The organism is Chryseobacterium sp. SG20098, from assembly GCF_031844745.1.
GTDB lineage: Bacteria > Bacteroidota > Bacteroidia > Flavobacteriales > Weeksellaceae > Chryseobacterium > Chryseobacterium cucumeris.
Genome location: NZ_CP134622.1, coordinates 894,362 through 912,770, shown reverse-complemented (window position 1 = coordinate 912,770; position 18,409 = coordinate 894,362). Strand labels below are relative to the sequence as shown.

Annotated in this window: 15 protein-coding genes; 4 read left to right on the top strand and 11 right to left on the bottom strand. The window is 36.3% G+C overall.

Annotation, left to right across the window (positions count from 1 at the left end; genetic code table 11):
- Position 1: 1 nt before the first annotated feature.
- Together RHP76_RS04100 and RHP76_RS04095 are read left to right on the top strand one after the other, a co-directional pair.
- The gene (locus RHP76_RS04100) at positions 2–337 is read left to right on the top strand and encodes an antibiotic biosynthesis monooxygenase family protein (protein ID WP_288441861.1); all 336 of its coding nucleotides are present in this window, start codon (positions 2–4) and stop codon (positions 335–337) included.
- 21 nt (positions 338–358) lie between these two features.
- Positions 359–766 (top strand): GNAT family N-acetyltransferase, encoded by a 408-nt coding sequence (locus RHP76_RS04095; protein WP_120231196.1) that lies wholly within the window; start codon positions 359–361, stop codon positions 764–766.
- Between the two features lie 99 nt (positions 767–865).
- Here RHP76_RS04095 and RHP76_RS04090 read toward each other — a convergent pair whose 3' ends face one another.
- From RHP76_RS04090 to RHP76_RS04060, 7 genes are all read right to left on the bottom strand, one after another.
- The gene (locus RHP76_RS04090) at positions 866–2,104 is read right to left on the bottom strand and encodes a DoxX family protein (protein WP_311229559.1); all 1,239 of its coding nucleotides are present in this window, start codon (positions 2,102–2,104) and stop codon (positions 866–868) included.
- An 89-nt stretch (positions 2,105–2,193) separates the two neighbouring features.
- Positions 2,194–2,982 carry a DUF2625 domain-containing protein gene (locus RHP76_RS04085; protein WP_311229558.1) on the bottom strand — a complete coding sequence of 263 codons (789 nt, stop codon included), beginning with the start codon at positions 2,980–2,982 and terminating at the stop codon, positions 2,194–2,196.
- Positions 2,983–2,992: 10 nt separating this feature from the next.
- A complete protein-coding gene (locus RHP76_RS04080) occupies positions 2,993–4,000 on the bottom strand; it encodes a phosphotransferase (protein ID WP_311229557.1) in 1,008 nt (335 codons plus the stop codon).
- A 63-nt stretch (positions 4,001–4,063) separates the two neighbouring features.
- Complete coding sequence (locus tag RHP76_RS04075) at positions 4,064–5,221, bottom strand: alpha/beta hydrolase-fold protein (protein WP_288441869.1); 1,158 nt, start codon at positions 5,219–5,221, stop codon at positions 4,064–4,066.
- 144 nt (positions 5,222–5,365) lie between these two features.
- Positions 5,366–6,859: a BspA family leucine-rich repeat surface protein gene (locus tag RHP76_RS04070; protein ID WP_280211071.1), complete on the bottom strand. Its 1,494-nt coding sequence runs from the start codon at positions 6,857–6,859 to the stop codon at positions 5,366–5,368.
- 284 nt (positions 6,860–7,143) lie between these two features.
- Positions 7,144–9,528, bottom strand: coding sequence for a TonB-dependent receptor (locus RHP76_RS04065; protein WP_311229556.1), 2,385 nt, complete (start codon positions 9,526–9,528; stop codon positions 7,144–7,146).
- A 208-nt stretch (positions 9,529–9,736) separates the two neighbouring features.
- Positions 9,737–10,021 (bottom strand): bacteriocin-like protein, encoded by a 285-nt coding sequence (locus RHP76_RS04060; RefSeq protein ID WP_062669384.1) that lies wholly within the window; start codon positions 10,019–10,021, stop codon positions 9,737–9,739.
- Positions 10,022–10,470: 449 nt separating this feature from the next.
- On the opposite strand from RHP76_RS04060, the gene RHP76_RS04055 reads away from it, so the two are divergent.
- Positions 10,471–11,259, top strand: a complete 789-nt coding sequence (locus RHP76_RS04055; protein WP_062669386.1) for an XRE family transcriptional regulator — start codon at positions 10,471–10,473, stop codon at positions 11,257–11,259.
- A 69-nt stretch (positions 11,260–11,328) separates the two neighbouring features.
- Here RHP76_RS04055 and xth read toward each other — a convergent pair whose 3' ends face one another.
- Positions 11,329–12,108, bottom strand: coding sequence for an exodeoxyribonuclease III (xth, locus tag RHP76_RS04050; protein WP_120231191.1), 780 nt, complete (start codon positions 12,106–12,108; stop codon positions 11,329–11,331).
- 191 nt (positions 12,109–12,299) lie between these two features.
- On the opposite strand from xth, the gene RHP76_RS04045 reads away from it, so the two are divergent.
- A complete protein-coding gene (locus RHP76_RS04045; protein ID WP_311229555.1) occupies positions 12,300–13,535 on the top strand; it encodes a YaiO family outer membrane beta-barrel protein in 1,236 nt (411 codons plus the stop codon).
- On the opposite strand, the gene RHP76_RS04040 is transcribed toward RHP76_RS04045, so the two are convergent.
- From RHP76_RS04040 to RHP76_RS04030, 3 genes are read right to left on the bottom strand one after another with little or no spacing between them, the layout of a single operon-like run.
- Entirely contained in the window at positions 13,532–16,969 is a 3,438-nt protein-coding gene (locus tag RHP76_RS04040) for a sulfatase-like hydrolase/transferase (protein ID WP_311229554.1), read from the bottom strand. The genes RHP76_RS04045 and RHP76_RS04040 overlap by 4 nt on opposite strands.
- Positions 16,963–18,030, bottom strand: a complete 1,068-nt coding sequence (locus RHP76_RS04035) for a HEAT repeat domain-containing protein (protein WP_288441878.1) — start codon at positions 18,028–18,030, stop codon at positions 16,963–16,965. Before RHP76_RS04035 ends, RHP76_RS04040 begins: the two co-directional genes overlap by 7 nt.
- 9 nt (positions 18,031–18,039) lie before the next feature.
- On the bottom strand, positions 18,040–18,396 hold the full coding sequence (locus RHP76_RS04030) for a response regulator transcription factor (protein WP_311229553.1): 357 nt from the start codon (positions 18,394–18,396) through the stop codon (positions 18,040–18,042).
- Positions 18,397–18,409: the final 13 nt, after the last annotated feature.

Below are 18,409 nucleotides of genomic sequence, written 5' to 3'. Positions count from 1 at the left end.
TATGATAGCTGTAATATTTGAAGTCGCTCCTGAAGAAGGAAAAAAAGATGAATATCTGGATATAGCGAGATCCCTAAAGTCAGAACTGGAAGTGATTCCTGGATTTATTTCGATTGAACGGTTTCAAAGTCTCGTAGATTCCCGAAAAATCCTTTCCCTGTCCTTTTGGAAAGATGAAGATGGTATAAAAGAATGGCGCAACAGAACCACTCACAGGAAAGCACAACAGGCAGGACGGAATTCTGTGTTTGAAGATTACAGATTGCGTGTAGCTTCCGTGATACGCGATTATGGGATGTCTGAAAGACAGGAAGCCCCTGCGGATAATATCTTTTGAAATAACAGTAAAAAAATAAAAATGATTACGTATCAAATTGAAGAAAAAATTGGAATAGAAGAATTTACCCAGGTGCTCGTAAACTCTACATTAGGAGAAAGACGTCCGGTAAACGAACCGGAAAGAATAACAGAGATGCTGCAGCATGCCAATCTTATTGCAACTGCCCGGGATAATGGTAAATTGATTGGAATATCAAGATCATTAACTGATTTTGCATTCTGCACTTATCTTTCAGATCTGGCGGTTGATGAGAATTATCAAAAGAAAGGCATTGGAAAAGAATTAATCCGATTGACAAAAGAACATACTCCAAAAGCTACATTGATTCTATTGGCCGCACCCAAAGCTGTGGGCTACTACCCTAAAATCGGGATGAAACAGTGGGAACAGTGCTATATACTGAACAATGTGGAGGATTTGAAATAATGAAATACCCCGGAAAATAAGAAGACATGTACTAAAACTACATGTCTTCTTTAAGTAAAATCACTTATTTATATTGTTTCCCGCTAAGCTATATATCTGTTACCTGTTAAACGGATACTCATTAATCCAATGAAAACTCCTCTTGTTTAAAAGATAATCTTCTTTTTTCTTTCTTATTGTTTTTATTTTTACAGAATCACGACCCTTATTTCCTGTAAAAATGATACTATCTTTTTGACTGTTGTAATGCAGGTAAGCATATAGGTCCTGATGATCTATTTTACGAAGCATAAGTGTTTTATTTTCAGTATCTAAAACGCTCTGGAATGTTTTAGTACTGTCATTGTTCAGGATTACTTTTGTCCGGCTTGGAGAAGTTATCAATATTTTTTTCCAGCCAATGGAATCGTTGCATGATATTTCCTGGTTGTTTATGATAAATTTATCTACAATATATGCACCCTCCATCGGAGCGGCCGGAGGTGTATAGAATAGTGCTGATGAAGAGCTTAATATGAAAAAAGCTATTACAAGCCATTTGAATACAATAACTGTAATACTCTTCCACTTTTTGTCGAATGTTCTTTTTTGAAAACGTAACTGCGATGGCTGATGCAAGATAAAAAAACGATATAATGCCATTGCATCACCGCTTACAATAAAAATACAGAACAAAACAATATGACTGGAAAATATTTTAACCGGCACATCATAGAAAAAATTCAACAGAGCTACATTGATCATCACCGTCATGGAAAAAAGTGCACCAAAGGTTTTGGTTCTCCTGAAAAGAAGCAAAAGTCCACCAATAACTTCCAACAATCCGGAAACAAATGTATAACCAGTGGAAGCTCCCATCATAGCCCATACCATCCCCATTGGTGACATGTCTCCAACTTTTTCTTCCAACCTGCCAATTGAATTAGGAGGAAACTGCCCGTCGTGTAGTTTTGCAAAACCGTATGAAAGCATTATCATAGCTACATAATAGCGTGCCACTACTACCGTAAACCAATGAAGATCTTTAAATGTCCGCTGTTTTTTATCTGCAAGAAGTATAACGAGTGCAGCCACTACCGCTAAGCCAATATTTACAAGCACTACCCAATAATCTAATGTGGTATCGCCGCTGCCAGTCATTGTAATATATTCTACCTGCGTTTGCTGAAAAACATTTTTACACAACCACAAGACTCCACTCTTATGTATTCCTGCTAAAGGCGAAAACTGAGAGGTAAAAATAAAAAGATACACATAAGAAATAACAAACAAATGCAGAAAACGTAGTACAGCATTATGCTTTCTCTGATTGGGAAAAGTGATGGGTTTTGTATTCATATTAACAATATTTATTTAAGATAAGAAAGCTTGTATTCATCATATAAATTTTTAGATATAGTTTGAGTGAAATTTAAAAGTTCTATTATTTATTTCTCTGCATCAAATCCAAGTTTCTTTCTAAATTCAAGAGTAAGCTTGTAACTTTCTTCAATTTGAACTTTCTTTTTTGATCCTTTACTCATATCCTTACCTTGTTCTGTCCATAAGTAAGGAAAAAAACTGAATACCTGGTCGCCTTTAAGTTTTGCTACATCTTTTTTCCAATTTACCCATCTGTATTCTTTATAAAATTCATCAAGATTTTTATTAAAGCAAAAATTCAGAAATTCAGTGTAAGTAATGTCAAGAGGTTCATATTCCAAATTATCAGGTGCCAAATAATATACTTTTCCTAAATCGTTTCCAAGTCCGCCACCATTAAGAATGAAAATACCTCCTATTGCATCGTCAGCAATTAAAAGATATGGAATTGGCTGTCCATAATCCTCAAATGTTTTTCCTCTATTCCATTCCGGCAATGACCTGCTTAGCTTATCACTACCTGAGCCAAGAATTCTTATCCAGCCATTATCAACCAAAAGGCCCCCTGTCATGTATACAATTGAACCCATTGGAGATTTGGTTGTAACTTGGGTTTTGTATAAAGCATCCCTTGCTTGGTTGCTATCTACGGGTAATATTTCCACTTTATTTTTTGCGGTGTCTATCCATTCTTTTACAAAAATCCAACCTTGATCTTTATCGTTTATTAATTCATCAATAGAGCGCATTTTTGTTTGTCCATAAGTTGTTAATGAGAAGAAGGATAATATAATAATTGTCAAACATTTTATCATGCTGATTAGTTTTCTAAAATGATAATTAATTGTATACATTTTTCTGTCATTATTTTACCTCAATTTTATGATAAGCAATCCATCGTTTGAGATTGCCCACCATTCTTTTTAAATGATCTTCATTCAGGAAAATATTGGTCCAATATTCAAATCTGTCGCACTGAACACTTATATAATAGGTCATAATAGCCAGACATGCGTAAGGTAAAAACTTTTTTTCTTCATCATTAATTTTAGTGACAGTTTCATAGCCTCTTATGAAATTATCTGCTTTTGCCTCATACTCCTCTTCGTTTAAATGGGTTGTAAATAGCTGAAATAGAAAATAAGAAATATCAAAGCATAAATAACCGTTGCCACAAAAATCAAAGTCAAAAAATGTGATTTCTTTTTCGTTATCAATATGTAAATTATCAAACCAAACGTCAAGATGAACCGCTCCATATCTCATTTTCTGCAGGTCTGTATTTTCCATTTTTAGCGTTAAAAAACCGGAAAGACTTTCTAAAAATTGAATTTCGGTCGTGTTTTTACTATAGAAATTTTTTGTCCTTACAACAGGGTTCTTGAGCAGGTTTTGAGCATTGTAAGACATTCTCATCAGTTCTACATGTTCTGTTGATTGATGAACTTTAGCTAATGCCTGCCCAATCAGAAAGCTGGTTTCCGGTGAGAATTTTGCTGTTTTTATACCCTTAGCATATGAAAATAAAACACCGAATCTTGTTCCTTCCGGAGCTTCAATTTTCTGAATAAAATTGTTTGATTGATCTGCTATGGGAAAAGCAACTTGTCGGTCTCCTTCTTTCAGGTGATTGAGAAGTCTTAATTCTTCTTGAATTTCTAATTCGGTTCGCCAATCATGAGTGTACACTCTAAAAACGTATTTGTTTTCGCCATCATGAACGATGTATAAATGGTTCATTGCAAGCCGGAAGATCCTGCATTCTGTGTTTTCGGTTAGTCCATATTTTTCTTGAATAAGTTGACCAAGTCTATCAGGTGAAAGGGTGCTGTTTATTGTCGGAAATTTCTCTGTCATGTAATTCTCGTGCATAGCTGGTTATATAGTTTGCGCAATTTCGTTAACATTTTTCGATTTTACACCTATTACATTTATTTATTTAACTATTTCATGCAATTCAATTTCTAAATCCTTCTTTTCCTTTTCTTTATAAAATTCAGAATTTGCTAATGAAATATTGAATTCTTTAACAGTTGCAGAGTAATCCTGTTTTAGTAAGATTTTAGCCTTTATAATATTTAAATAAGCCTCTGAAAAATTTGGATAAGAATCTATAAGGATTTTCCAGGCCTGAATAGCTTTATCATATTGCTTTTCATTATAAAATGCCCACCCTTTTCCATTTAAAATACCCAATGAAAAATTTAGATTAACACCGTAATTGGAGCGTATTTCTTTATCCAATGATGATTTAATGCTCAAGTCTGTTTGCTTATTTGATATATACTTTGACTGAATGGCAGACCAATCTTCAAATATCTCGTAAAGAGCTGTATTAATAAGTAAGCCTGGCGTTGCATTATGATCTGCTTTTTTAAACTCATATCCTTTCATATCCAGAAAGGGATTGTTAATTTTCTTAATGATGGAATCCATTTTCAGGAAATCTTCGGGATAGTCGTTTCCGATTCCATAGCGATAATATTTTTTTGTATGAAAAGAGCACTTACTGAATTGATTTATAGAATCTGTTAGGTCAACATTTTTCTGAGTAAAAAATGGGCTCATAGAAATAATTGCATTCAAGTCATTTATTCTGGAATTCAATAATGATGTTGTAAAATATCCATATCTGGAATGACCAATTAACACTCTAAAAGAAGAGGCTTTGTACTCTCTCTCAGCTAATGGGATGAGTTGTTCAAAAATAAATTTTTCATTCTCCTGTGCAAGGCCATTGGGATCTGAAATTTTATACTGTGTTTCCAGATAGCGGTATCTTTGTTCTGATTCAACGCTTATTACGATAGAGGAAGGGATCTGTTCATTACTCGTTAAATAGTCAATAGTATTGAGAATATAATGATTACTTCTTTTATTTTGCCGATCAAATACAATAATTAATGGGAATTTGTTCCCGGACTTCTTTTGCCATTCTATGGGAACTATTACAGAAATCTTTTTCTCAAATCCCAGACTTGTTGATTGTAATATTGTGTCTTTTAGTATTTTATATCTTTCATAGTTCTGGGCAAGCAGTGAAGACGTTGCTGAAGTGAAAACTAAAAGAAAGAGTAAGTACTTTTTTATCATGGATATCAGTTATGACTCAAATTTACGGATTGTGTTCATATAAAATTTGCAATGATGGTAATGTTGTTCGATTTTTTCCATAAAAAGCTCCAAAATCTAAGATTTTGGAGCTGACTTTAAACAGACAGCCTTTCAGCTGATTAATTATTGCTTGGTGATTTTATTAAAAAAATTATCACCTTTAAAGATATAGTCTCCTGAAGGATACTCAGTAAGATCGATGGTGTTTTTCCCTTTTCTAAACAATATATTTTTAATGAGGTTACCGTTATTATCATATAAATAAACATTTTCATCTACTGAGGATTCCACGTTGATCACTCCTGTCGTTGGATTAGGATACACGGAAGTTTTCGTTTTTGGGGAAACTTCTCTTGATGACAGATAACAACCGGAAATATAGGAATCTCCACTAATATTAAAGCCTTTGTTGATGAGTTGGGCTCTGGCAAGCATCGCTTGCGGTGTAGAATAAACCAATCCTGTTGCATCTATAACTCCGGACGTTATTGTCGAATTCGCCCAGGTAGGATTATTATTCAAAGCGATGAGAAAATTGCTGTAATTTGTACATGATAAGCCGACATTTTTAAATCCAAAATAGATTGAATTCCAGCTGAAGTTCTGAAGCTTGATATTCCATGAAGAAATATCCTGGTCAAAATGTGAAGCACCTGCAAACATATTAAATCCAGCAAAATAATCAATCTTACTTACATCCCAGTTTCCGATGGGCTGATTGAATGATACAGCATTTTCAAACATATGCTCAAAATCTGTCACTTTACCTGTAATCCAGTTATCAAGTGGCTGATTAAATGCTGCTGCATTATAGAATGTATAGCGGAAATTAGTCGCATTTTCTGTATTCCATGAATTTAATGGCTGGTTGAAAGCTGTGGCATCTGCAAACATGGAGGAAAAATCAGTTCCGGATATCGTATTCCAGGCAGAAATATCCTGATTGAAAGAAGATGCAGAAGAAAACATGCTGCTGAAATTGGTTACTTTTGCCGTATCCCAGTTTCCGATATTCTGATTAAACAGCGTCGCTCCGCTGAACATACCGCTCATGTCCGTAATACGGAATGGATTCCAGTAAGAAAATGAAGTATGGCCTGTCAAAGATGAACAGTTAAGGAACATTTGTGATAAACTGGTTATCTGTGTCAAATCAGGAGTATCTGCAGCCGTTACGTTAAGATTGGGACAGTTGGCGAATGCTCTGTCGAATTGCTGAAGCCATGTCGTATTTCCCCACTGGCTAAGTTCTATAAGTTCCTGATTTCCACCCGGAGGTATGATTTCGGTATTGGCCCTGAATCCGTAAAATGATCCGTTACCGCTTGATACTTTTAATTCGTAAGTGGCCTGCAGAGGATCTGGATGGAATGATGGCCCAAAATATATGAGTAAAGGCTCATTGCTGCTGGAGTTTACATAATCAAACATCCCGTTATGCTCAGGATATCCTACCTCTTCCCAGTGAATGGTGTAATCGGTTCCTGTGCCGCCGAATCTTATGGAATGATCAATGACGCCGTTGGCATTGGGTTTCCAGATGGTGGTAAATTCATTCTGCGCATAGGAAATGCAAAATAAAAGGAGAAAAATGATTATTAGTTGTTTTTTACACATAAATTAAAAGAGGTTTTTGTTAGGTTAAAAATTGGGTTTAGTAAGACAATTAATTTCCCGGGATTCTTTATCTTATCTCTAATACAAAGGTACTTACGCGCAGCGACAGAACTCGTCGTATTAAAAGTTATAACCTCTTTTTTTTAGTTTTTTTTGATTAATTTTTGTATAAATAAACAGAGTAAAAACAGCCAGAAATTGTTTGCATTCTAAGAAGGATTTTGAATGGACAACAAAAAAATCTGCAGCTATTAATTCATAATAACTGCAGAAATGAGATTGATTTATATTGTTATTTTTACACCGGCTGAAATATTAATTCCGGGAAGCGGGCTGAGAAACTTTAACTGAGAGTTCTGAAGCCTGGCCTCAATGTTCAACAGATTATTTCCTATAATATAATACTCCAGATCACCTATGCCTAAACTGTTGTCTTTATAGGCTAAACGTACATTTAGCAATGAAAATGCTGGCATAGGAAGCTCAGGATTGATATTCTTTCCTAAATATTTTTGTTTTAAATAATGGTCTAAACTTACATTTATACTAAAGTTCTGTACATTTCCTTCAAGAGAGAATCCGAAACGGCTTGTTGGCATATTGGGCATATAATCACCATCACTCCACTTTCTTATGGAGCTGTCCGCAACGCTTATATTTCTTACCAAATCATAATAACCGCCTATCTCCCACTTTCCTATTTTTCCAAGATCTGTTTTATAAGTAGCTTCAGCTTCAATTCCATTGATTTCTGTGTCATCAGAACGCCATTCTTTTACAATAAAAGTATTTCTGGAAATTCCGGTATGGGCAAGGTAAATATAATTTTTAAAAGAAGTATTGTACCAGCTGGCGGAGACTCTTAGGTTTTTCAGATTAACTCCAGCCCCGATTTCAATGGTGTTGGCTGTTTCCTTATCCAGCTTGTCATCACCATTTTCTTCTGTCAGGATCGCAAAATGATTGTTTCCTGAATACAGTTCATTCACTTCGGGAGCTCTTTCTGAATGGTTGTACTGTACTTTCAGATATCCTTTTTTAAAAATATTCCATTGTGCGGAACTATGAAATTGGTGAAGCGTGAAATCTCTGTCGCTGAGTTTTCCGCCCGAAAGCCCTCGGCTTCTGACATACTTATTATCTGCTTCCGCTCTACGTTGCACATGATCATTTCTATACCCAAGATCAAACTGAATGATATTAAAATCAAGATGCTGCATCGTAAAGATCCCAATTTCACGGCTTACAGTATTAGGCAGATATCTTTGGCCTCCGGTTCCTTTCATATCTCTGTATTGTACCTCCAGACCTGTACTTCCTGTGAGAAATTTCAATTTCTGCTGTGTGATTTCCAGACGTCCATTGTGTTGGTTTACAGCAAACTGATTGGCACGGTAACGATCCAGAAGTTCTGCGTTTTTCGAAAATACGCCCATATAATTCAGTTTGATACTTGAAATCGGAGAATGGGTAAACTTGTAACCGGATTCAAACATAGCTTTATGAGATAAGCTTCTGATATTGATGGGACTATATTCTATTTTGGGTTGTGGTTTTCCATGGCTATGTTGGGGAATTTTAGGGATGGCATACCCGGGAACTCCAAAATAGGAATAAGAATTCTGATAAGCTCCTCCGACATACAATGATTTTCCAATATAACTGGTTCCTACATAAAATGAATTGCTTTCCGAATGACTGTTGGGTATCACTCCATCTTTTGTTTCCACATAATCCTTGATTCCGTTTACTTCACTTTTATAACGGTCTTTCACGGCATCCTGACCAGGAACATACAGATCATTCTTTGGATTGGGATAATGTTTACCATCAGCAGGATTGTAATACGTAGAACTGAAGGTGTAAAGATCATCTTCAGAGAGTTCATATTCGATCATGTGATCCTTGGCAAACTGGCTGATGTAAGGAAAAAGACTTTTATTGAGTACGCGTCTTGAATTTACATCGATCTGGCACAACGACTGTAAGATACTGTTGAAACCGACAAGATCCGGATCATAGCATCTGCTGTCTTTTGATTTTCCGGGAATTCTGACCATTTCCTGCTTCTGATTGGATGCTCCTACCGTCCAGACCCAGTTTTTAGCAATAACTCCTTTCGCTGAAAAAGCTTGTCTTTGTCCACTGTTGCTTCCGCCTTCAAGAAGACCTTTTATATTGATCTTTTTAGCCGGCAATTGTCTTGCGATATAATCCGTTTCAATATCTATGGCTCCTCCAATAGCCTTTCCTCCATATAAAACTGATGCAGAGTTTTTATAAACAGTGATACTCTGAACATTGTTCATCTCTATATCCGTATTAAAATCAGGGCTTATCCCGGAAAGATCATTCACTGCTGTTCCGTTTTCCAGTATTTTTACCCGGTTTCCGCTTAGGCTTCGGATCACGGGAGCACCGGAATTCGGTCCGTATCCCGAATTTTGAATTCCTGGAATTTTACTCAATGTTTCTCCCAGGGTATTGGATTGAATAAAATCCAGTTTTTTTCTTGAAATATTTACGGTGTTATAATTAGATTTTCCCTGTACTTGTACAGACTCTATGTCTTTTACAATTTTTTTTTCAGGGGTACTTTTCTGAGCTTTCAGAATGGATGGTGAATACATAAGTGTGCCACCCACCAAAAAATAAACAGTCCTTTTCATGTGCATATACTTTAATGATCCGGCAAAGCTAGAACATTAAATTCATTAATGCAACAATGTTGCTTTATTGGTTTTTATTGAAAGCGCTGAAAATAAATTTAATTATTTGATAATAAATGTGTTATGAGATATTTTGCGGTCTATAAGGATATAGAAAAACCGCTCTGAAAAGAGCGGTCTGATTTTTTACTGTGAATTTGCTTACTGATTAGCAAGTAGAACCGCACTCAAGTAATTTGATGTGGACTACACCATTAACAACACATTGTGTTTGGCATAAAGCGTTAGTTACAACAGTGCTTACACCGCCTACTACTCCACCTACTGTAGATCCTACGCCAGATACAACACCTCCAACGATAGTACCTACACCGCCTACTACTCCACCAACTACACCTCCTAGTCCACCTAGAAGACCGCCGATTGGATCTAGTAATCCGTTACCTGAAATAGCTTTTAATTCGTTTCTGTCCAATTTTTTTAAGTTTTTCATAACTATAATTTTATATGATTATTACATCACGAATATATGAATAATAACTTTACAATTGCAAATTATTTTGAATAAATTAATTATAAGTTTTTATTATTTAATATTTCATTAATATAAGTGTATTTTAATAAGGATATAATTTTCACTTATATGTGATTGATTTTCTAAAAGTTAAAAATGATAACTCAATTTGTGGAATTTAGAGTTATTATTTTTGCATTAAATGCTCTTTATTGGTATTTATTTTTCAATGGCTATAAAGCCTCTGTAATTTGCCTATAAACAGGCTTCAGATAAGGTGAAAGTTGATCGTTTGAAGTCTTCAGATAGAGTAATTTTTTTAAAAAAGATAAAAGGAAGATAAAATTTGTGTTCTTCTTGTGGTAAAAACCATTCTGTTCATTGATAACGGAATCAAATTTTGTATTTTTGCTGACATACTTATATCAATGTCAGTTTTTTCAAATAATATACGCTTTTTAAGAGCCAGGAGAAAGCTCTCCCAACAGAATGTAGCCGATGAATTATTGATTTCAAGAGTCCGGTATTCAAAATATGAAAACGGAATTTCTGAACCTCCTATCGAGTTGTTGGTAAAAATCTCAAAATATTTCCACGTAAGTATTGACCTTATGCTGTCTGTAGATATTGAGAAGCATCCGATAGATGAAATGCTAAAGCTTCCGGATAACAGAATTGTTCTTCCGGTTGCGGTAGATAATCATGGAAATGATACGATAGAAATTATTCCTCAGAAAGCTTCAATGGGATATCTGGAAGGTTATAGCGATATAGACTACATCGAAAGTCTTCAGCGTATTGCTCTTCCTTTTCTTACCAATGGAAAATACAGAGCTTTTCCTGCAGATGGGGATTCTATGCCCCCGTTCAGAAATGGGTCTTATATTGTAGGAAAATATGTAGAGGGAATCAATGAGTTGAAACAAGGCAAAACCTATGTTTTCGTTACCTTAAATGACGGAATTACCTATAAGCGTTTTAAAGAAAGAAAAGAAAATGCCATCTGTGTAAGTGCTGACAATTCGTTTTATGAACCTTATGATATTCCTTTTGAAGAAGTAGTGGAAATATGGCAGTATGCTTCAGGAATTTTCCCTGAAGATTTTGAACCGGGAGATTATGAAAGCTACAATTTTAAAGAAATGTTCCGTGAACTGAGACAGGATATCAGGAATCTTGACAAAAAGGTTTCTGGCCGTCGTCGTAAACAATCTTAATACTTATAATATTTATTAATATACTCCCGGTTTTTACTCCGGGAGTACATTATATATGAACTTCTCTAATTACAAACGATCTGATAGTTCAACCCACACGGGAGCATGATCACTGCTTTTTTCCCACCCCCGTACATGACTGTCTACTCCACCGGAAGTCAGTCTAGGCTGAAGATATGGACTTAATAGAATGTGATCTAATCTCATTCCTGCATTGCGGTCGTAGGCTTTATACAAATAATCCCAGAAGGTATAGACTTTTTCGTCGGGGTAAAGACTTCGTACAGAATCAAGCCACCCTTTTTTCTGAAGATCTTTAAATGCTTTTCTCACTTCCGTTCTGTATAGCGCATCATTTTCCCAACGTTCAGGTTTATAAACATCCATAGGTTCGGGAATGATATTAAAATCGCCGATAAGGATAGCAGGAAGTTCCATTTTGATGAGCTGGTTGGTTCGTCGCTTAAAACGTTTAATCCAGGATAATTTATAATCAAATTTAGGTCCGGGATAAGGATTTCCATTGGGAAGATACAAACAGCAGATGACCATTTGATCAATAATAGCTTCTATATAACGGCTTTGTACATCGTCTGTGTCACCCGGTAAAGCTCTTTGTACCTCGGTGATTTCTTTGTTTTTTGCCAGTATGGCTACTCCGTTCCAGCTTTTCTGCCCTTTCCATATCGCCTGATATCCGGCTTTATTGATTTCCTGTACAGGGAAACGTTCCTGTGGGGCCTTTAGCTCCTGAAGGCAGACGATGTCTGGTGAAGCTTCCTTCAGCCATTTGAGTAAAACAGGAAGCCTGCCGTTGATTCCGTTTACGTTATACGTTGCTATTTTCATGATGAAGCTTTTTTAAAAAATCAATTCTTTTTTAATTACGACAATAATTATTCCATCATAAATATCTATTATTTGATGTTTTGTGGAATAATAATCTCAAAAAAGTAAGTTTTAATAAATAATCTCTGGGTTGAGAGATAAAAGTTCAATATATTTGTAATAAAGATGTAGCTCATTAATAATAAACCTCGATGAAAAGATATCCGACCTTTTTATTAGCTTTACTTTTTCCAATTACGCTATACAGCCAGCAGAATCTTACTGCTGATGAATTATTTGTTAAAGCCCGTACCACTGCTTTTGAGCAGAAAGACTATGCTACATCTATTGCCCTGGCAAAAGAGGCTTTGGAAAAAGCTCCCAATTATACTGATATTTCGGTTTTTTTGGGAAGGCTATATACCTGGAACAAAGATCTGGCTGCAGCAAGAGCTGTGTTTGAAGATCTCGGAAAAAGAGAGGTCCGGGATGAAGACTATTTTCTGGCGTATGCTTCATTGGAATATTGGAATGATCAGAATACAAAGGCTATCGAAATTATAGATAAAGGACTTTCTTATCATTCAAAATCTGAGGCATTACTGTTGTTGAAAGCAAAAATATATTTTGGAATGGATCATTATGAGGAAGCTGATAAAGCGATAACCACTCTATTATCTATCAATCCAAAAAATACAGAGGCAAGGGCTCTTGCAGTAAGAATCAAGGATCTGTCTTCTAAAAATGCTGTCGGAATTATTTACAACTATTCCCATTTTGACAAGCAGTTTGATGACGACTGGCATATCGTGGGCGTAAGTTACAAAAGAATTACACCTATTGGTTCTGTGATCCTTCGTGGAAATTATGCGAACAAATTTGCACAAGGCGGTACACAGATTGAGTTGGAAGCCTATCCGAGACTTTCCAAAATGTTCTACCTTTATGTAGGCGGAGGATATTCTGATGATGTAGGTCTGTTTCCGAAATACCGTACCGGAGTTTCCTTGAATGCCAATCTTCCTCACAGTTTTGAGGCGGAACTGGGCTACCGCCAGCTTCATTTCAGCAACAGCATCTGGATGTATACTGCGGCTGTAGGAAAATACTATAAAAATTTCTGGTTCAATCTTCGTACTTATATAACGCCTGACAGCAAAAACATTTCCCATTCTTATACAGGAACGGTACGTTATTATACCAAAGGAGCTCAGGACTATTTTGCTTTTCAGATCGGAACAGGAATAAGTCCGGAAGAATACCGAAATAACCTTTTGGAAAATGAGACCTTTAAGCTTAAAACCTTTAAAATAGGTGCAGAGTATAATTTCTCTTACCGCTCCGTCAATCTTTTTTCTGTAGGAACGATGTATTATAACCAGGAATTCCGTCCGGGTGAGAAAGGGAATCAGTTTGATATTACTTTAGGCTATACCCGAAAGTTTTAAAACTTTGACTTTGTTTTTTTCTTAAAGTTGACCATTACCGAATCCGGCATCAGTTTTTTCGTGGAATAAAACTGAGCATTCATGCTTTTATACTGATTGAACCTGCCGTTGATTTTACCCATGGCTGCAGCGTCATTGGAAGCATCTTCTTCCATATCCTTAAGTGTGAAAAGCTGTCCGTCATGGATATAATATTTTTCAGAAACAAAATCTATAAGCTGGTTTTTACTCTGCATCATAGGAACTCCGGCCTTGCTGATTTCAGAATCTGCAGAAAAGCCACGTCCTACCCATGTAACTGTAGAAGGGGTATTGATTTGATAATTATTTCTGTAGTACGCCAGAATGGAAGGCGCGATATCAAAATGACTTACTGTTTTATAGAATCGCTTTGATTCTTTTAATAAGGGTGAATAGATTAATAAAGGCACATGGAATCTGTCAATTTTAGATTCTAAGGTTATTTCAGGCATACTATGATCTCCTGTAATGACAAAAATTGTGTTTTTGAAATCAGGGCGTTTGCTGTAATTTTCAAAGAAACCTTTCATCGCATCATCAGCATTCAATACGGAGATGAGCTGATTTTTGTGAGCGGCTGCCCATTTTTTCTGTTCTTTGGTTAAAATCCCTGAGTTAAGTCTTTGGTTGTACAACTTTTCATAATAATCCTTATTGTTGATTAAAAAAGGATTATGGGTTGAAAGCGTAAGTATCATATTGAAATACGGTTGATTCTGTGGTTTCTGCTGCTGTTGCATTTTACTTAAAACAGCCTGATCTTCATATCCCCAGCTCTCCCCGTTGTTGGCAGGAAGTTTACGGTAAGGACTGCTGAATGAGGCTTCATCTACGATATGATCTACTCCACTGTACTCCAGAAATTCACGGTAGCGGTCAAATGATATATGGCCTCCGTAATAGAATCCTGTTTCGAATCCGTTCGCTTTAAGGATATTATAAAGATTGAAATTCTCTGGTGTTTTTTCTATTTCAAGGAACCCGTTTTTTCCAAAAGGAAGAGACCCCGTCAATGATGGTAATGCTCCGAATGTTCTTCCTGCTGAGCTTAAACTGTTTTCCCAATACAACCCTTTACTGGATAAAGAATCAAGATAAGGGGTGAAGTTACCGATATATCCCTTCGGCGATGTATACGCATGTCCGAAGCCTTCCATCACAAGAAAAACAAGATTAGGAACTTTCTCGGATTTGTGCATATAGGATCCTAAGAAATCCGGGGTGTTTTCTTTTCTCCAGAACGGAAAGTTTTTGTCGATCATTTCTGCATTGGCAGTAAAATCTTCATTATCGCTCAACAATTCTGTGAGTTCCGGATGATCGCTGATGAAATTATCTTGGTTGGATTTAAAGAAATAAGCCCATTTACTTTTTGCTGCATTTTGGTTAAACTCAGTATCAGAATTCAAAACTTTTGCTCCTGCTAGATTGGAGGGAATAAAGAATGCTGCTAACCCGAAAACCAATAGTATCATTCCCGGATAGATTGATTTTAAAGCGGTTTTACCTGCAATCCATAAAGGAACAAGGGAAGCTGTTATCAAAATTCCCAGTAATGCAAAGTTTTTGAAGTTGAGCATTCCGCTTGCCTGTAAAATCTGCTTCATCTCTTCTTTGCTGTAGTATAAAAGGTCTGCACCCAATACATTACGGCTTTCAGAAAAATATAGGAATAAGATATATTGTGTAACGGTTACAACAACCAGGGTTAGTACCCCAAGGATTCTTGCCCAGCCTTCTTTGATAAAATTAATAATCAGATATATAACTCCGACACAGAATGTCAGTTGCAGTGCAAATAAAATATTTTCAAAGAAAAGAGGCCCAATAATGGCTGATGTTTCAAATTTGGGAAAGGTATATTTGTACCATAGAGATTCTGCGGTTACTCCTATTAAAAATAATGCAAAGAAAACCAACGCCAGCATTCTCCATTTTTTGAGTCCTGCCTGAAGAATAGCATATATCCTTTCTTTCAGAGGTAAATGCTGTGTGCTTTGGTTGAAACCTTGTCTTGTCATTTCGCCCCATCCATGAGATTTTTTGAAATAATCTATAAATCCGTTAACTCCTGCTTTTACTACAATGGGATGAAAATAAAAAGGTTCGGAAAAAGCAGTGAAAATTAATCTAAAGAAGTCTTTTCTTTTGGTGTAAACCTGATGGCTTACGAGATCTACCAGTATCGCATAGATGGAATATAAAAATCCCATTGAAATCACAAGGGCGAACAGAACGATAAAGAACGGCCAGTTGATAATTCCCAGCAATAAAAAGATGATAAAGATAATATAACCTGAAAATTCGATGAGCGGACCGAGAAATTCAAAGAAGAACCAATAAGGAAGGCTGATCATCCCCAGCTTTTTATACTTTGGATTGAACATCATTTTTCGGTGTTTCCACAGGGTTTCCATGGTGCCGCGCATCCATCTGTTTCTTTGTTTTCTAAGAATATCTTTGGATTCAGGAACTTCTGTCCAGCATAGTGGATCCGGAATAGTAAGTACTTCGTAAGGCTCATTTTTTTCCTCCATGTACTTTCTCATTCTTACCACCAGCTCCATGTCCTCTCCCACTGTATTTTTGTCATAACCACCGCACGCCAGTACAATTTTTCGGTCAAAGACCCCAAAAGCACCGGAGATCAAAATCAGTCCTGATGCTCTGGACCATGCCATACGTCCAAGTACAAAAGCTCGAATGTACTCCAATGCCTGTGTTCTTCCCAGAAGAGATTTCGGCATATTGACACTTACTACTTTTCCGTTTTCAATAACGCAGTTGTTGGCCAGGCGAATCACTCCACCGCAGGCAATGAACTTTTTATCAGTTTGCTCCAGCATTGGTTTTGCGAGCTTTAAAATCGAATCCTGCTCCAGAATACAGTCAACATCAATGCAGACCAGATATTCACCGGAGGAAATATTGACGCCAACATTTAAAGCATCCGCTTTTCCTCCGTTTTCTTTATCAACAACAATCAGTTTTTTGAAGGCCGGATTTTTACTTTTATACACTCCTGTTACCGCATTGGTTTCTATTTTTCCCTGAATAAAATAAGCTACAGACTCAAGTTCGTAAGCTTCGATCAGCTTTTGAATGGAATCATCCTTACTTCCGTCATTTACAATGATAATTTCAAGATTATGATAGTAAAGAGATAAGAGGGAACGTACATTTTCCACAATGGTCATCCCTTCATTATATGCCGGAGCAATAACGCTGAATACCGGAGCGTTGGGATTGGCCGCAATAATACTGTAATCTGTGAATGTATTTTCTTTTTTATAACGCAATACAGCACCAAGCGCATAAATTCCTATCCAGCCATAGATAAGGGTTACTGCTGTTCCGTAAATCAAAAACAGCCAAATAACAACTTCATAGATGATGTGTGAGAATTCTAACATACTTTTTCCTGTAATGCGTATTTAATAATTTGAATGAGTTCTTCTGAAGAGGTTTCTTTTTGGGATATTTCTGCCAGGTATTCCTGTTGCTCCAAAGCACATAAAGCTTCTGCTGCATGCACTTTTATTCCTGAGTCTTGGTTATTTAATAATTGATCTTTCAGAAAATCTGTACTGTATTGGTCTTTCGACTTTTTCATGACTTTCAGAATCTCTTTCTGTACTTCAACCGGCTGATCGGGATATATTTCCATAAGATGAGCTATGGTGGAAGAATTTTCCAGTGACAATAAAGTTTGTACGGTCTGTATTCGTACATCAACAGAAGAATGATCCAGGAGATCAATTACTGTAGAATAGAGTGATAATATCTGAAATTTCCTTAAGACTTTAAGGGTGAAAATGACTACGGATTCATTAGAACTTTTCATCCAGTTTTTAATATCATCCCCTGAGTTCTCGGGAATGTTGTTGATCGAAATAAGCAAACGAAGCTGCTGCCATTCTGATATTATGGAGGAAATGCTGTTCAGGAAATGAAGACCTTCGAATCCTTTAAGGTTAACCATCGCATATTGAGCCTCCTGATACACCTGAGTTGAAGGATGGGTTAAAAATGTAGAAATTTTTGGCAATGCTTCTTCCACGTGCATCGCTGTAAGTTCCTGTATTCCTCCTGCAATGATATGTTCTTTCTTTTGATTCAGCTTTTTCAATGCTTCTTCCTGAAGTCCATATTCACGGAATAAGTCTTTGATTTTATTTTGTGCTGCTCCGGAAAATTTTTTCTCAGATTCTGCCAGTTTCTGAAGGAACAGATTTCTGAATGAAGGACTGCCGGAAGTTACTGAAAAGGTAGTGTCTGCAGGCATTTCCTCTTCACCATATACAATCACTTCTGAGATTTTTTTATTGATCACTTCAGACCATCTGAATGACTGAACAGATTCTCTGTACTGATAAAAGCTGTAAATCAGTACAACGATGATCAGTAAGAGTACTAAAGACAGCATTCCCAGAAAAACAAGAAAAAGAAAATGCACAGAAGTGGTGAGAAACATGGTTGTAGTTTATTTTAAAGAAAATCTTTTTATTCTTAATGTTAATTCATTGGGACTGAATGGTTTCACAATAAAATCAACAGCTCCGAGGTCAAAGGCATTCAGTACTACTTCTTCCTGCCCCATACTGGAAAGCATGATCACCGGTATCTGCTTGCCCATTGTTTTAATAGCCGAAAGTATTTCAATTCCTGAGGCAAACGGCATCATAATATCTGTGATGGCCAGATCTACATCTTTGGTTTTAAAGGTTTCAATAGCGTCTTTCCCGTTTCTGGTCAGGATCACTTCATGTCCTTCTTTTAGTAATTTGTGTTCAATCGTTTTTAGAATCAGTTCGTCGTCTTCGGCGATTAGAATCAGCATAATTTTAGTTTTT

Bases quoted from the DNA above. Each gene is read 5' to 3' on its own strand.
- RHP76_RS04070 (WP_280211071.1), bottom strand. From the start codon at position 6,859: ATGTGTAAAAAACAACTAATAATCATTTTTCTCCTTTTATTTTGCATT.
- RHP76_RS04095 (WP_120231196.1), top strand. From the start codon at position 359: ATGATTACGTATCAAATTGAAGAAAAAATTGGAATAGAAGAATTTACC.
- RHP76_RS04065 (WP_311229556.1), bottom strand. From the start codon at position 9,528: ATGAAAAGGACTGTTTATTTTTTGGTGGGTGGCACACTTATGTATTCA.
- RHP76_RS04055 (WP_062669386.1), top strand. From the start codon at position 10,471: ATGTCAGTTTTTTCAAATAATATACGCTTTTTAAGAGCCAGGAGAAAG.
- RHP76_RS04090 (WP_311229559.1), bottom strand. From the start codon at position 2,104: ATGAATACAAAACCCATCACTTTTCCCAATCAGAGAAAGCATAATGCT.
- xth (WP_120231191.1), bottom strand. From the start codon at position 12,108: ATGAAAATAGCAACGTATAACGTAAACGGAATCAACGGCAGGCTTCCT.
- RHP76_RS04100 (WP_288441861.1), top strand. From the start codon at position 2: ATGATAGCTGTAATATTTGAAGTCGCTCCTGAAGAAGGAAAAAAAGAT.
- RHP76_RS04045 (WP_311229555.1), top strand. From the start codon at position 12,300: ATGAAAAGATATCCGACCTTTTTATTAGCTTTACTTTTTCCAATTACG.
- RHP76_RS04060 (WP_062669384.1), bottom strand. From the start codon at position 10,021: ATGAAAAACTTAAAAAAATTGGACAGAAACGAATTAAAAGCTATTTCA.
- RHP76_RS04085 (WP_311229558.1), bottom strand. From the start codon at position 2,982: ATGTATACAATTAATTATCATTTTAGAAAACTAATCAGCATGATAAAA.
- RHP76_RS04035 (WP_288441878.1), bottom strand. From the start codon at position 18,030: ATGTTTCTCACCACTTCTGTGCATTTTCTTTTTCTTGTTTTTCTGGGA.
- RHP76_RS04030 (WP_311229553.1), bottom strand. From the start codon at position 18,396: ATGCTGATTCTAATCGCCGAAGACGACGAACTGATTCTAAAAACGATT.
- RHP76_RS04075 (WP_288441869.1), bottom strand. From the start codon at position 5,221: ATGATAAAAAAGTACTTACTCTTTCTTTTAGTTTTCACTTCAGCAACG.
- RHP76_RS04040 (WP_311229554.1), bottom strand. From the start codon at position 16,969: ATGTTAGAATTCTCACACATCATCTATGAAGTTGTTATTTGGCTGTTT.
- RHP76_RS04080 (WP_311229557.1), bottom strand. From the start codon at position 4,000: ATGCACGAGAATTACATGACAGAGAAATTTCCGACAATAAACAGCACC.